At 60.7% G+C, this 14,777-nt stretch carries 12 protein-coding genes; 5 read left to right on the forward strand and 7 right to left on the reverse strand.

Features of this window, described 5'->3' with window-relative positions; genetic code table 11:
• The first annotated feature begins 301 nt into the window (after positions 1–301).
• Positions 302–2,167 carry a putative bifunctional diguanylate cyclase/phosphodiesterase gene (locus V7650_RS03625; protein WP_335654868.1) on the forward strand — a complete coding sequence of 622 codons (1,866 nt, stop codon included), beginning with the start codon at positions 302–304 and terminating at the stop codon, positions 2,165–2,167.
• Here V7650_RS03625 and mfd read toward each other — a convergent pair.
• Both mfd and V7650_RS03635 read right to left on the reverse strand, forming a co-directional pair.
• Complete coding sequence (gene mfd / locus V7650_RS03630; RefSeq protein ID WP_442955250.1) at positions 2,164–5,634, reverse strand: transcription-repair coupling factor; 3,471 nt, start codon at positions 5,632–5,634, stop codon at positions 2,164–2,166. The two genes, V7650_RS03625 and mfd, sit on opposite strands and share 4 nt — an antisense overlap.
• Before the next feature lie 30 nt (positions 5,635–5,664).
• Positions 5,665–5,931 carry an FAD assembly factor SdhE gene (locus V7650_RS03635; RefSeq protein WP_335654869.1) on the reverse strand — a complete coding sequence of 89 codons (267 nt, stop codon included), beginning with the start codon at positions 5,929–5,931 and terminating at the stop codon, positions 5,665–5,667.
• Positions 5,932–5,989: 58 nt separating this feature from the next.
• Between V7650_RS03635 and recG the strand changes: the two genes are divergently transcribed.
• Entirely contained in the window at positions 5,990–8,047 is a 2,058-nt protein-coding gene (gene recG / locus V7650_RS03640) for an ATP-dependent DNA helicase RecG (RefSeq protein ID WP_335654870.1), read from the forward strand.
• Between the two features lie 3 nt (positions 8,048–8,050).
• On the opposite strand, the gene V7650_RS03645 is transcribed toward recG, so the two are convergent.
• Positions 8,051–8,368 (reverse strand): PilZ domain-containing protein, encoded by a 318-nt coding sequence (locus tag V7650_RS03645; protein WP_335654871.1) that lies wholly within the window; start codon positions 8,366–8,368, stop codon positions 8,051–8,053.
• A 93-nt stretch (positions 8,369–8,461) separates the two neighbouring features.
• Positions 8,462–9,691, reverse strand: a complete 1,230-nt coding sequence (gene tyrS / locus V7650_RS03650) for a tyrosine--tRNA ligase (protein WP_335654872.1) — start codon at positions 9,689–9,691, stop codon at positions 8,462–8,464.
• A 38-nt stretch (positions 9,692–9,729) separates the two neighbouring features.
• On the opposite strand from tyrS, the gene V7650_RS03655 reads away from it, so the two are divergent.
• The 3 genes from V7650_RS03655 to V7650_RS03665 are packed head-to-tail and all read left to right on the forward strand — an operon-like array spanning position 9,730 to position 11,831.
• The gene (locus V7650_RS03655) at positions 9,730–10,278 is read left to right on the forward strand and encodes a DOMON-like domain-containing protein (protein ID WP_335654873.1); all 549 of its coding nucleotides are present in this window, start codon (positions 9,730–9,732) and stop codon (positions 10,276–10,278) included.
• Positions 10,275–11,471, forward strand: a complete 1,197-nt coding sequence (locus V7650_RS03660; protein ID WP_335654874.1) for an exo-beta-N-acetylmuramidase NamZ family protein — start codon at positions 10,275–10,277, stop codon at positions 11,469–11,471. The genes V7650_RS03655 and V7650_RS03660 overlap by 4 nt, the downstream gene beginning before the upstream one ends.
• Before the next feature lie 57 nt (positions 11,472–11,528).
• Positions 11,529–11,831, forward strand: a complete 303-nt coding sequence (locus tag V7650_RS03665) for a hypothetical protein (RefSeq protein ID WP_335654875.1) — start codon at positions 11,529–11,531, stop codon at positions 11,829–11,831.
• 3 nt (positions 11,832–11,834) lie between these two features.
• Here V7650_RS03665 and V7650_RS03670 read toward each other — a convergent pair whose 3' ends face one another.
• The 3 genes from V7650_RS03670 to V7650_RS03680 all read right to left on the reverse strand — a co-directional run bounded on the left by V7650_RS03670 (position 11,835) and on the right by V7650_RS03680 (position 14,656).
• Positions 11,835–13,016, reverse strand: a complete 1,182-nt coding sequence (locus V7650_RS03670; RefSeq protein ID WP_335654876.1) for a vWA domain-containing protein — start codon at positions 13,014–13,016, stop codon at positions 11,835–11,837.
• Between the two features lie 15 nt (positions 13,017–13,031).
• The gene (locus V7650_RS03675; RefSeq protein ID WP_335654877.1) at positions 13,032–13,877 is read right to left on the reverse strand and encodes an AAA family ATPase; all 846 of its coding nucleotides are present in this window, start codon (positions 13,875–13,877) and stop codon (positions 13,032–13,034) included.
• Between the two features lie 107 nt (positions 13,878–13,984).
• Entirely contained in the window at positions 13,985–14,656 is a 672-nt protein-coding gene (locus tag V7650_RS03680) for a DUF6975 family protein (RefSeq protein WP_442955251.1), read from the reverse strand.
• Positions 14,657–14,777 lie beyond the last annotated feature (121 nt).

The raw sequence follows: 14,777 nt of genomic DNA on the forward strand, positions 1-14,777 counted from the left end.
GATCCAAAGTCGCAAGGCTAGCGATATTGCCATGCGCAGGCAACGCCATATAAAGGTTTCCCTGCTACGGAAAAAGATAGGTGTCAGGCAGCAGCCGGCGATATCTATATCCGGTTCAAGGAGTTTTGCGGTCAAAGAATTAGCCATCTCGACGGTGCGCCCGACCGGACCCGGGAATCTGTTTCTGCTGTCTTTCCAGCAGCGCGATCCACTGGCAGCACAAATTGCCTCCTTCGGCTGGCGGGTGCACTCTGCCCGGCGGCTTGCGAACCTGCGCAGCCGCTTCTTCTCGGCGGGAGCCATGATCGCAGTGATCGATGTGCGCGGTTCGGAACGCGACGGCCGCGACGCGATTGCCGATTTGTCGGGTAGCGCGGCTGAAAGTGGCATCGCGATCCTGGCGCTGCTCGATAGCAGCCAGGATCCCGCTATCCTCGGGCAATGCCTGGATTCCGGTGCAACCCATTATCTCGATCTTGCCGATGATGCTGCCAGTCTCGACATGGCGATCCGCTATGCCTTCCGTTATGTCGAAAATTTCAGAGGCGGCGCCGAGCGCACCAGCCGCGAACAGACGCTGCTGACATCCGCCGATCTGCAATGGTCGATGACCCTGGGGTCGCTGACGCAATATTGGATCAGCGACGGCATGATCAGCGCTGGCGGGGCAATTGATTTTCGGCAATATCCGGTGACCGGAATCTATCGGACCTTGTCAGCGGAGGAACGCAAGCGCGTTCGGGGGGCCATGGGGCGTTTGCGCGATGGCGCCAGGCAAGCAGCGGTGCCTCACCGGCTGAATGGCCGGTCCGTGGTCCATCATCTGCACGAGGCAGACGGGCAGCTGTTTGGCAGAATTGAATTTCTCGGCGATATGGCGGGCGACGAGGACTGGACCGGGCGCGATCTCTTGTCCGGCTTGCGCAACACGGCCTCGGCCCGTTCCTGGATTCAGGAGAAGCTGGCGTCTGGCAGCCAGTTGACCCTGATTGCCATCGGCATCAAGAACTTCCGGATGATCAACGCCGCCTTCGGGCGCAATGCCGGTGATCAGTTGCTGCGCGTTGTCGGGCACCGGCTGATGGAGTACACGAAGCGTCAGCACGACGGCCCGCATCTGGTCGCTCGGCTGGATGGCCAGAATTTTCTCGTGGCCATCACCAACGCCGACGAGACCATGGTGCACGATTTTGCAAATGACCTGATTGCAGTTGCCTATGCAGGGTTTCAGCTGGAAGAGCGCCAGATCAACCCCGTGGCGCGCGCCGGGGTCGCGATCGGCAATCATCGTTCCAGCGAAAATACGCTGATCCGCAAGGCGGTGCTTGCGCTTGCCGAAGCGACCGCGGCAGATGCCCTGCCGATAAATTTCAGCGACATGTCGGAAGCCGATGTGCATCTCGAGGAGGTGCTGGAAGGGCAATTGGCGGGGGCCATGGGTCGCGGCGAAATCGTGATCGCCTTTCAGCCGCAAATCCAGATTGATACCGGGCAACTGGTCGGCGCGGAAGCGCTCGCGCGCTGGGAACATCCCGAATATGGCCTGCTGGGGGCCTCGACCCTGTTTGCGGTTGCCGAACGGGCCGGCATGATGGAGTCGCTGTCGACGCAAATCCACAAGCAGGCCCTATCCCTGGCGGCAAGCTGGCCAGAGAGTATCGGCTTTCTCCGTCTTTCCATCAACGTCACGGCAGGCGACCTGGCTGCGGCTTCCTTTGGGGACGACCTTCTGGGACAGGTTGATACTGCCGGTTTCGACCCGGGACGGCTGACACTGGAAATCACCGAGTCGGAACTGATCGGAAATTTGTCGGCATCGGCCAAAAAGCTGCACCAGTTGCGGGCGGCGGGCATGTGCATCGCGATCGACGATTTCGGTACCGGCTACAGCAGCCTTGCCTATCTCAAGCAATTGCCGGTCGACTATCTGAAGATCGACAGCGGCCTGACCGGAGACATCGCAGGCTCCCAGAAGGATCAGGTCGTGGTTCGTTCGATCATCGACATGGCCCACAGCCTCGATCTCAGCGTGATTGCCGAAGGCGTGGAAACCGAAGCCCAGCTTGAAACCCTGGCGGCGCAGGGCTGCGAATATTTCCAGGGATTTCTCCGTTCCGGGCCGCTGTCTCCTGACGAATTCGAGGCCTTTGCCTTGCGCAGCAACTAGCGGGCGGCGCGCTGAGCCAGTTTTGAAAGTCCCGTCGTCAGCTGTGTCAGGCCGTGCAGGCGGGACTTGGGGTCGCGCCATTTGCGTTCGATGAACAACTTGTTGTCCGGCCGAATGCGGGCCGTTCCCTTGAGCCGCTCGACATAGTCGAGCAGCCCCTGGACGTTCGGGAAACTGTCGTTCCGGAACGTCACCAGTGCGCCCCTCGGACCCATTTCGATCTTCGCGATCTGGGCCTGAACACAGTTCATCTTGATATGCATCAGCTTGAGCAGATTGTCTGTCTGAACCGGCAGATCGCCGAAGCGATCGATCATCTCGGCGGCAAAGGATTCGATTTCCGGCAGCGTCTTGAGACCGTTCATGCGGCGATAAAGGCCCATGCGCAGCGAAAGGTCCGGAACATATTCCTCCGGAATCAAAATCGGAGCATCGACCGTGATCTGCGGCGAGAAGCTGTCGGTCTGGATCGGCAGGCCGGATCCCTTGGCCTTGGCTTCCAATATCGCGTCTTCCAGCATCGACTGGTACAGCTCGAAGCCGACTTCCTTGATGTGACCCGATTGTTCGTCGCCCAGCAGATTGCCGGCACCGCGGATGTCGAGATCATGGCTGGCCAGTTCAAATCCCGCCCCGAGACTGTCGAGATCGCCGAGGATCTTCAATCGCTTCTCGGCCTTTTCGGTAATCACCCGGTCCTTGGGTGTCACCATATAGGCATAGGCGCGGGTCTTTGACCGTCCGACGCGGCCGCGGAGCTGATAGAGCTGCGCCAGGCCAAAGCGGTCCGCCCGGTGGATGATCAGCGTGTTGGCGCTTGGAATATCGAGGCCGCTTTCGACAATCGTCGTCGCCACCAGCACGTCGTAGCTCCGGTCGTAAAAGGCCGACATCCGCTCTTCCACCGTCGCCGGTGCCATCTGCCCATGGGCGACGACATAGGTCAGTTCGGGCGCGTGCTTCTTGAGGAAATCCTCGATGTCGGGCAGGTCGGCGATCCGCGGCACGACGATGAACGACTGGCCGCCGCGATAATGTTCGCGCAGCAAGGCCTCGCGAAGCGGCACCGGGTCCCACGGCATGACATAGGTCCGCACCGCCAGCCGGTCGACCGGCGGCGTCTGGATCACGGACAGTTCGCGCATGCCGGTCATCGCCATCTGCAGCGTCCGGGGGATCGGGGTTGCGGTCAGCGTCAGCACATGGACATCGGCCTTCATCGCCTTCAGCCGTTCCTTGTGGGTCACGCCGAAGCGCTGCTCCTCGTCGATGATGATCAGGCCGAGCCGCTGGAATTCGATCGACTTGGCGAGCAGCGCGTGGGTGCCGATGACGATGTCGACCGCGCCGCTGGTCAGGCCGTCTCTGGTCTTTTTCGCTTCTGCCGGCGAAACCAGCCGGGACAATCGCCCGATTTTCAGCGGAAACGGCCGGAACCGCTCCTCGAAATTGTTGAAATGCTGGCGCGCGAGCAGCGTCGTCGGGGCGATGATGGCGACCTGCATCCCGGCCATCGCCGCGGCAAAGGCGGCGCGCATCGCGACCTCGGTCTTGCCGAAGCCGACATCGCCGCAGACCAGCCGGTCCATCGCCTTGCCCGACGCCATGTCGCCCAGCACCTCCTCGATCGCCTGCTGCTGGTCATCCGTCTCCTGATAGGGAAAGCGGTCGACAAAGCCGGCCATCTCGGCCGCATCGACCCGCGCCGGGGTCGCCGGCTGCAGGGCGCGCGCGGCAGCGGTCCGCAGCAGTTCGTGGGCAATCGCCCGGATCCGCTCCTTCAGCTTCGACTTGCGCCGCTGCCAGCCCTCGCCGCCCAGCCGATCGAGCACGACACTATCGCCGCCCTCGCCATAGCGACTGAGCACGTCGATATTCTCGACCGGGACGTAGAGCTTGTCGCCGCCGGCATATTTCAGATGCACGCAGTCATGCGGGCTGGTGCCGACCGGGATCGACACGATCCCCTCGTACAGGCCGATGCCATGTTCCAGATGCACCACCAGGTCGCCCTGGCTCAGCGCCGACAGTTCCTCGATGAACGCATCGCTGCTCTTGCGCCGCTTGGACTTGCGGACCAGCCGGTCGCCGAAGATATCCTGCTCGGTGAGCAACGCGAGATCGTCCGCGCGAAAGCCCGAGGAGAGCGGCAGCACCGTCAGCGCCACCCCGGCTTCCGCCGCCCGGCAGGCGGCCCAGTCGTCGCACAGCACCGCGCCCTTGACGTCGTGGTCCTTGAGCAGGTCGAAGATCCGCGCCCGCGAACCCTTGCTGTAGCTCGCGACGATGGCCGTGCGACCCGCCTTGGTCAGGGCGTTGAGATGGGCGCCCAGTGCCCGGTAGATATTCTCGTTGCGCGCGCGTTCCGGGGAAAAGTCCCGCGACGAGGACACCGCCATCGAGATCACGTTCGCCGATTCCGGTTCGTCAAATTCGCTCAGCAGGTGGATAGGTGCGTCCTGCTCGCGCGACCGCCATTCCTCGGGCGTCAGGTAGAGCATGTCCGGCGGCAACGGGCGATAGCTCGACAGGTTCGCCTTGTCGGCTTCCACGCGGTTCTTGTGATAGTCGGCGATGGCGGAAAACTGCGCCTCCACGGCGGCGGATCCGGCCGCATCGCGCAGGACCACGCAATCGTCCCCGAGATAGTCGAAGATCGTCGCCAGCCGGTCCTCCAGCAGCGGCAGCCAATGCTCCATCCCGGCCAGCCGGCGGCCCTCGGAGATTGCCTGATAAAGCGCGTCGCCGGTGGCCACGGCCCCGAAGAGATCGCGATAGCGGGTGCGGAAGCGGGTGATGCTGTCGGGATCAAGCAGAAATTCGGACACCGGCAGCAGGTCGAGGCTGTCGATATTGCCGACCGTGCGCTGGTCAGCGGGATCAAATTCCCGCAGGCTTTCGATCTCGTCCCCGAACAGGTCGATCCGCACCGGCAGCGCCGCACCGGGCGGAAACAGGTCAATCAGCCCGCCCCGCGCCGCAAATTCGCCGCTGTCGGCGACGGTGTCGACGCGCACGAAGCCATTGGCGTAGAGGAAGGAAATCAGCTTTTCCTGCTCGACAATCGTGCCGGGGGCCAGATGGGTGACAAATTCCTTCATCCGTTCCGGGGCGAGCACCCGCTGGGTGATCGCGTTGACGGTGGTGACCAGCAGTTGCGCCCCGCTGCAGGGGAGCGCCAGCCGGGCCAGGGCCGCCAGCCGGTCGGACGTCGTATGGAGCGCCGGCGAGGCGCGGTCGTAGGGCAGGCAGTCCCAGGCGGGAAACTCGATAATCTCCAGCTCCGGCGCAAAGAAGCGCGCGGCTTCGACCACCGCGCTCATCGCGGCGTCGTCGGTGGCAACGAACATCGTCCGCCGTTCGGCCCGTGCTGCGATCTCCGTCAGCAGCAGGGGGCGATAGCCGGCGGGTACGCCCGCCAGAGTCATGCGCTCGTTGGTGGAAAATAATCTATCTGGGTCGGGCACGCAAAGTCGCTCTTGCAAAAGGGTCACATATCATCGGGTGGCGTCGATATAGTCGAGCCGCTGCATCGCCGCCATTTCCGGCCCGTCGAAAGCCGGCGGGACGGGCAGGGTTCCGATCGCCCAGGCCATCACGTCCACGTCGTCTTCGACCAGCAGCGTTTCGAACCAGTCCATCTGCTGGTCCGACCATTCGGGGCTGTACCGGTCAAAAAATCCACCGATCAGAAAATCCGCCTCACGGGTTCCGCGATGCCAGGCGCGAAATTGCAGCCGTTTCAGCCGTGTTTCGCGGTCCATAATATTGCTCCAACTTGGCTGGCGTAATGTGCCAGCGAGGGTATAAAGGCGGATAGACATGCGCCCCGAGATACTCAATCCATTATTTGGCGAAACCCAGTCGCTCAAGGGCGTCGGCAAGGTGCTGGCCAAGCCGCTCGAGAAGCTGCGGCTGACCCGGGTGAAGGATCTGCTCTATCACCAGCCGAGCTACTGGGTGCATCGCAGGCGCGTCGATACACTGGATGAACAGGATGTCGGGGAAACGATCGTCATCAAGGTGACCCCGGTCGACTATCGCAGCGGAGGCCCGCGCAGCCCGTTGCGGGTGCACGCCGCCGACGGCAGCGGCAACTATGTCAGCCTGACCTTCTTCGGTCGCAACCCCGGCTGGCCGAAAAAATTGCTGCCGCTCGGCGAACCCAGGGTCATTTCGGGCAAGCTGGAACGCTATGGGGACGAACTGCAGATCGTTCATCCCGATCAGGTGCTCGACCCTGCCGAGGCGGAGGCCATTCCGCTGCTCGAACCGGTTTACCCGCTGGCAGACGGGCTGGGCAATGCGCGGATGCGGCAACTGATCGACCAATCGCTGGCCCTTGCCCCGCAGCTTCCGGAATGGATCGAACCCAGCCAGCTCGCGGCAAAGGACTGGAAGGGCTGGAAGGACAGCATTCTGGCCCTGCATCGTTCCGAAACCGGGAATGCCAGCGACCGACTGGCCTATGACGAAGTGTTCGCCAACCAGCTGGCCTTCATGCTGGTCCGCGCCAGCAACCGCAGCAAGAGGGGAATCCCCGTCCAGGGAGACGGCAGGCTTCGGCAAAAGCTGAATCTGCCTTTCGCACTGACCAGCGCACAGATGCGCTGCATTGCCGAGATCGAGGGCGACCTCGCGCAAAGCGCACCGATGTTGCGCCTGCTGCAGGGAGATGTCGGCTCGGGCAAGACGCTGGTGGCGGTGATGGCCCTGCTGTCGGCGGTGGAGGCCGGCTATCAGGGAGCCTTTCTGGCCCCCACCGAAATCCTGGCCCGCCAGCATCATGCCAGCCTGCAGAACCTGCTGGCCGGCTTGCCCGTCAACCTGGCCATCCTGACCGGTCGCGACAAGGGCAAGGTTCGCGAGGCGACGCTGATGGGTCTGATGGATGGGTCTATCGACATATTGATCGGAACCCATGCGATTTTCCAGGAGCATGTCCGGTACCGCAATCTTGCGGTGGCGGTCATCGACGAACAGCATAAATTCGGCGTGTCGCAGCGGCTGATGCTTACCCAGAAGGCCGAACGAACGCCGCATCTGCTGGCCATGACCGCCACGCCGATCCCGCGGACGCTGACCCTCAGCCAGTTCGGGGAAATGGATGTCTCGCGGATTGACGAGCTGCCGCCGGGGCGGCAGACGATCGATACCAGCGTGATTTCCGATGGCCGTCTGGGCGATGTCGTCGACGGACTGGCCCGCCATGTCGCGGCGGGGGGGCAGGCATACTGGGTGTGCCCGCTGATCGAAGAAAGCGAAAAAAGCGATCTGGCGGCGGCGGAAGATCGCGCCGCCAGTCTGAAAGCCCGGTTTGGCGACCAGGTCGGTCTGGTCCACGGACGCATGAAGGCAACGGAAAAAGACCTGGTGATGAGCCGCTTCCAGCGCGATGAGATCAAGATTCTCGTCGCCACCACGGTCATCGAAGTCGGTGTGGATGTGCCCAATGCCAGTCTGATGATCATCGAGGCGGCCGACCGATTCGGTCTGGCCCAGTTGCACCAGCTGCGCGGACGCGTGGGCCGCGGCAGCGTCAAGTCAAACTGCCTGCTGATTCGCGGCGAGAATTTGAGCGAGACCGCTCGCGCCCGGCTGACCCTGATGCGCGAGACCAACGACGGCTTCCGGATCGCCGAAGAAGATCTGCGGCTGCGCGGGGCAGGGGAGCTTCTCGGCACAAGGCAATCGGGTGATGCCGGCTTTCGGGTCGCGACCCCGGCACAGGTCAACGCGCTGATCGGAGCGGCAACCGACGACGCCCGGCTTCTTCTCGACCGCGATGGCGGACTGGCGAGCGAACGGGGGAAGGCGGCTAGGGTGGCGCTCTATCTCTTTGAACGCGACTGGGGCGTCAGTCTCCTGCGCAGCGGATAGGCGTTAGAGCTTGTTGAACTTGTCGAGCATCGCAACAAAATCGGGTTCGCGGATAACCCGTTCAAACTCGAAACCATGCCGTCCCTGATGGGACCAGACCAGAAAGGCTTCGATCCGGCCGGCAACCGGCAGGCGGACGACCAGCCGGTCACCCTTGGTCATCTCGATGGCATCGGTCAGCATCATGCCATGCGCGGAAATATTGGCGATGCGAACCCGTATTTCGTCCCCGCAAGGAAGTTCGGCGACAGTCCGGTAATCGACCGGAAAACGCGTCGCCCGGCGCAGATCTTGTGATGTGTCGTGCGATACGCTCGTCATGTCGTCGGACTCCAGATTATCGTTCACCACGACAATAGAGTGCGAGTGAGAATAAATGGTAAATGGGCGTAAACAGCGCTGTCGGGGCTGAGCTCAGGCTTTGCGAAGCAACCCGTGCTTCTTCTTTCCCGCGGAGATTTTTCGGTCCGCATCCAGCAGCTCGATCATTGCTCCGGCGTCGCTGACGGCCTCATCATCGATTTTCGCGCCGCCGCCTGCAACCAGGCGCTTGGCTTCACCCTTTGACGCACAAAAGCCGATTCCGACCAGCGCGTCGAGAATGGAAATCGGGGTTTCAGCCACTTCGAACACCGGCAAATCACCACCCGCCGCGCCCTGTTCGAACGTCTGTTGCGCGGTTTGCGCGGCCTGTGCCGCCGCCGCCTCGCCATGCGCCATCGCGGTGGCGGCATCCGCCAGCCTCTTCTTTGCCTCGTTGATCTCAGAACCTTTGAGCGCTTCCAGGCGGGCGATCTCGCCGAGCTCGATGTCGGTGAACAGCCGCATGAACTTGCCGACATCCCGATCATCGGTATTCCGCCAGAATTGCCAATAATCATAGGGCGAGAGCCGTTCGGCATTCAGCCAGATCGCGCCGTCTACGGACTTGCCCATTTTCGAGCCGTCCGCCTTGGTGATCAGGGGGGTGGTGACCCCGAACAATTCGGCACCATCCATGCGGCGGGCCAGTTCGATGCCGTTGACGATATTGCCCCACTGGTCGGACCCGCCCATCTGCAGCTTGCAGCCATATTGGCGCGACAATTCCATAAAATCGTAGGCCTGCAGGATCATATAGTTGAATTCGAGGAAGGTCAGCGGCTGCTCGCGTTCCAGCCGGAGCTTTACCGAATCAAAAGCCAGCATGCGATTGATCGTGAAATGCCGGCCAACATCCCGGAGGAACGGGATATATTGCAGCTGACCCAGCCAGTCGTCGTTGTTCACCATGATCGCATCGGTCGGACCATCGCCAAAGGTCAGGAAATTCTCGAAACTGTCCCGGATCTTGGCGAAGTTTGACGCAATGCCGTCATCATCGAGCAACTTGCGCATCTCGTCCTTGCCGGAAGGATCGCCGACCTTGGTGGTGCCGCCGCCCATGAGCACGATCGGCTTGTGTCCGGCCTGCTGCAGCCGACGAAGCAGCATGATCTGCACCAGATTGCCCACGTGCAGGGAATCTGCCGTCACGTCGAAGCCGATATACCCGGGAATTACCGTCGTCGCGGCAAGCCTATCCAATGCCTGGGCATCGGTTAACTGGTGGATATAGCCGCGATCATTCAGTAGACGCAGGAGATCGGATTGATATTGGGTCATGGATGGGTGCGTTACATGGGGATCACGAAAGTCGCAATATGCGTTTGAACCTGCAATGCCATTCGGCGACGCCGTCGTCCGCGATCGAATCGATAAGCGCGGAATGGTCGCTGTCCGGGGCCGGTATGTTCTGGGTGCGGTATCATGTGGAAGGCGCCGTCGAGAGGGTCAGGCTGCCGGAAGAGAGCGACGATCCGGGCCGCACCGATAATCTGTGGCAACATAGCTGCTTCGAACTGTTTCTGAAGGACCCGCGGGCAGAGCGTTATTGCGAGTATAATTTTTCGCCGTCTGGCGACTGGGCCGCTTACGGTTTTACCGGCTATCGGGAGGGAATGACTCCCCTCGCGCTGGCAACAGCACCCGAAATATTCCTTGATTTCAGCGATACCCATATCGGCCTCGAAGCCGGTTTTGCCGTTCCGGATGACTGGCGGCAGATCGATCTCGAAGCCGGCCTGTCCGCGGTAATCGAATTGCAGCGCGGGGAGAAATCCCTGTGGGCTTTGGCGCATCCGGAGGGTAAGCCGGACTTTCACCATCAGGATTGCTACGGGCTAAGGATAGAGGCAGCGACACGCACATGAAATTCGGAATAGACAGGCTGGTCGAAGAGGCGGAACTGCGTCGGCCATTGGCGGGAAAGCGCGTGGCGCTGCTGGCGCACCCGGCATCCGTGACAGGCGATCTGGTGCACAGCCTGGATGCCTTGTCCGCGCTCGATGACATCAACCTGACGGCGGCCTTTGGCCCGCAGCACGGGCTGCGTGGCGATAAGCAGGACAATATGATCGAGACCGAGGATTTCATGGATCCGGTTCATAATATCCCGGTATTCAGCCTCTACGGAGAAGTCCGCCGTCCGACGGCGCAATCCATGGCGACATTCGACGTCATCCTGATCGATCTGCAGGACCTGGGGTGCCGCATCTATACCTTCATCACCACGCTGCGATACATGTTGGAAGCCGCTGCCGAGCACGGCAAGGCCGTGTGGGTGCTGGACAGGCCCAATCCGGCTGGCAGGCCGATCGAAGGCACGCTGCTGGAAGAGGGATGGGAAAGCTTTGTCGGGGCTGGCCCGATGCCGATGCGGCACGGGCTGACCATGGGAGAAATGGGCCAGTGGATGGTCAGTCATTTCGGCCTGGATGTGGATTACAGGGTCATCGCCATGCAGGGGTGGCAACCGGACGGAGCCGGCTTTGGCTGGCCGCAGGACCGCATCTGGATCAATCCCAGTCCCAATGCGGCGAATGTCAACATGGCGCGGGCCTATGCGGGCACGGTCATGCTGGAAGGGACGACGCTTTCCGAGGGGCGCGGGACCACCCGGCCGCTTGAACTGTTCGGGGCTCCGGATATCGATGCGCGCGCCGTCATTGCTGAAATGCAGCGAATGGCGCCGCAATGGCTCGCGGGATGCGTGCTGCGGGAAATCTGGTTCGAGCCGACCTTCCACAAGCATCAGGGGCAATTGTGCAACGGCGTGCAAATTCACGCGGAGGGCAGGGCTTATGACCATCACGCCTTCCGGCCATGGCGATTGCAGGCGCTCGCGCTCAAGGCGATCGCCTGCCTGTCGCCCGGTTATGATCTGTGGCGCGATTTTCCCTACGAATATGAAGAGGACAAGCTGGCGTTTGATGTGATCAATGGCGGGCCGGTGCTGCGGCAATGGATCGAGGATTCCTCGGCCACGCCCGGCGACCTCGACGCGGCGGCGGAACCGGGCGAGCAAGCGTGGGCCAAGACCGTGGAAGGCCATCTGCTTTATTGATATGCTGCGCTGCAACATACTTATTGCAATTGGCCACCAATATGATAATTTGTCCGAATGTTACCGAGCAAGGAAATATTTGAAGGCGTGGCACTGAAAAAATGTGTAGCGGCAACTTATAACAATACGATTTTCAAGCTGGCGCCGCATATTCTCTACACGCGCCACGACGAAATGTATGTTGATGCTGTGCCGCTGGAGAAAGACGGGCAGCCGCCGAAAGAGGTCAAGCTCGGGACCTTCAAGCTGTCCGGACTGAAAGATGTTCGCGTCGAGGACCATCATTTCGAGATGTCCGAAATCTTCGAACCGGCCGCCGAAAAATATGACGGCACGACGCTGCTGGCGGTCGAAGGCTAGCGATCATCCCTGCTTGCGGGTCAGTTCCTTCATCGCATCGCTAAGCCCGTCCACGGTCAGCGGATACATCCGGTCATTCATGATTTCCCGAATGATCTTAACGCTTTGCGAATATCCCCACTGTTTTTCCGGAACTGGATTGAGCCAGGCCGCGGCAGGGTAGGTGTTGGTCAGTCGCTGCATCCAGGTCACCCCGGCCTCTTCATTGAAATGTTCGACCGAGCCGCCCGGATGGGTGATTTCATAGGGGCTCATCGACGCATCGCCGACAAAAATAAGTTTATAGTCGTGACCATATTTGTGCAGCACGTCCCAAGTGTTGGTGCGCTCTGAAAAGCGGCGGCGATTGTCCTTCCACAGGCCTTCATAGGGGCAATTGTGGAAATAAAAGAACTCGAGATTCTTGAATTCCGCGGTGGCCGCACTGAACAGCTCTTCGCAGAGCTTGATGAACGGATCCATCGACCCGCCAACATCAAGAAAAAGCAGCAATTTCACGGCGTTATGCCGCTCCGGACGCATGTGAATGTCGAGCCAGCCCTGCTTCGCCGTGCCATTGATCGTCCGGTCAATATCAAGCTCGTCCGCGGCACCTTCACGAGCAAATTTCCGCAGCCGCCGCAGCGCCACCTTGATGTTGCGCGTGCCCAGCAGCTTGCTGTTGTCGAGATTCTGGAATTCGCGCTTGTCCCAGACCTTGAGCGCCTTTTTCTGGCCGCCTTCGCCGCCGATCCGGACTCCTTCGGGATTATATCCGGAATTGCCGTAAGGGGAGGTGCCACCGGTGCCGATCCACTTGCTGCCGCCCTCATGCCGCTTCTGCTGTTCCTCGAGCCGCTCCTTCAGCGTCTGCATGATTTCGTCCCAGCTGCCGAGCGAGTTGATCTTCGCCATTTCCTCCTCGGAGAGATATTTCTCGGCGACGGCTTTCAGCCAGTCGAGCGGAATATCCTCTTCCTTGGTGCCGTAGGAAGTTTCGATCCCCTTGAAGACCTTTGAAAATACCTGGTCGAAGCGGTCGAGCAGGCCTTCGTCCTTCACGAAGGTCGCGCGGGAGAGATAGTAGAATTCCTCGGGGCTGCGGCGGATCACGTCCTTCTCCAGCGCTTCGAGCAGCACCAGATGTTCCTTCAGCGAAGCTGAGATTCCGGCGGCCCTGAGTTCGTCCATGAAATTGAAGAACATCGTCCGGACCTCTGCCTAGCGCGCTTCGCGCTTTGCCATGAATGCCAGCCGCTCGAACAGCATCACGTCCTGTTCGTTCTTGAGAAGCGCCCCATGCAAGGGCGGAATGGCCTTGCTCGAATCCTTCGATTGCAGCACCTCGAGCGGCATATCCTCGTTGAGGATCAGTTTGAGCCAGTCGAGCAGTTCGCTGGTGCTCGGCTTTTTCTTGAGGCCCGGGACGTCGCGGACATCGTAGAATATGTCCATCGCCTTCTTGACCAATACACCCTGAATATCGGGGAAATGGACGTTGATGATTTCCTGCATCGTTTCCCGGTCGGGGAATTTGATATAGTGGAAGAAACAGCGGCGCAGGAAGGCGTCCGGCAGTTCCTTTTCGTTGTTGGAGGTGATGATCACGATCGGCCGTTCCACCGCCTTGACCGTTTCTTTGGTTTCGTAGACATGGAATTCCATGCGGTCGAGTTCCTGCAGCAGGTCGTTGGGAAACTCGATGTCCGCCTTGTCGATCTCGTCAATCAGCAGCACCGGCAGTTCGGGAGCGGTGAATGCCTCCCACAATTTGCCCTTGCGGATATAGTTGGAGATATCGTGCACCCGCTCGTCCCCCAACTGGCCGTCGCGCAGCCGCGCCACCGCGTCATACTCATAGAGGCCCTGATGGGCTTTGGTGGTCGACTTGACATTCCACTCGATCAGCGGGGTTCCCATTGCCTTGGCGATTTCATAAGCGAGGACGGTCTTGCCGGTGCCTGGTTCGCCCTTGACCAAGAGGGGCCGCCTCAGGGTCATCGCGGCATTGACTGCAACCTTCAGATCATCGGTTGCAACATAGTCCTGGGTACCGTCAAAACGCATGATTTTCTATTCCTTGCCGTGAACGTCAAAGCAGAAGCGATAGGGAAAACTCCCATTCCAGGCAAGTTAATCATTTAGTTAAGTTCTGCGAACGTCGCAGCGACGGCTCAGCGCAACAGGCGGGTGCTGCGCCGGGATTCCAGAAGCTGCCAGAGACCGCGATGCTGATTCAGAAGCTGTTCGGCACCAAAATTGAGGGCCCGTTCGAGCGCTGGTGTAGTCGCCAGTTGGGCGTTGAGTTCGGCGGTCTTCCGGATATCCGGCAAGGTGGATGCGCGCGCTTCGACACCGACGCGTAGCGCGATGGGTTCGAGAATTTGCCGGATGCAATGCCAGTCGGCGACGAGCGCGATAGCGGCCCCGATGGCGCATCCGCTGCGATCGGATTGGGACAGCATTTCCAAGGCCTTGCGCTGCCCCAAAACGGCTGCGTTGCTCTGGTCGTCGGCGCTGACTCCGGAGATCGGGCCTGCTGCCACGGTCAGTTTGGTTAGAAAAGCGCGCTCGGCGGCGAAGCCGTTGGTGGCCTCCACCAGCCACTCGCGGGCCGCATTGTCTGTGGTTTTTGTCGCGGCGTGATCGATCAACCCCGGATGCCGTCCGTGCAATATGCACATGAAATGCGCAATATCGGCGATATCCGCGCCCGAGAGCACTGAGAAATCCTCGGCGATAAGCCGCACATAGGGCGCCATGTCGCTACCTTGGGTACGGCCATGTCCGGCGTACTCCCGTGCGGTCTCCAACTGTGCGTTCTGTCCTGGCATCGCGTATCCCATATCCCGAGCGTGGCCACAAAAATGCCTTAAGCATCTTTGTCCGCTCCCAATATAGGGGCCATACCTAAAGAGTCGGTTTACCGCCCGTTAGGGTTTTGCAAACCATAGCAGCGACGAGTCC

Origin of the sequence: Parasphingorhabdus sp. (genome assembly GCF_036964565.1) — a bacterium.
GTDB lineage: Bacteria > Pseudomonadota > Alphaproteobacteria > Sphingomonadales > Sphingomonadaceae > Parasphingorhabdus.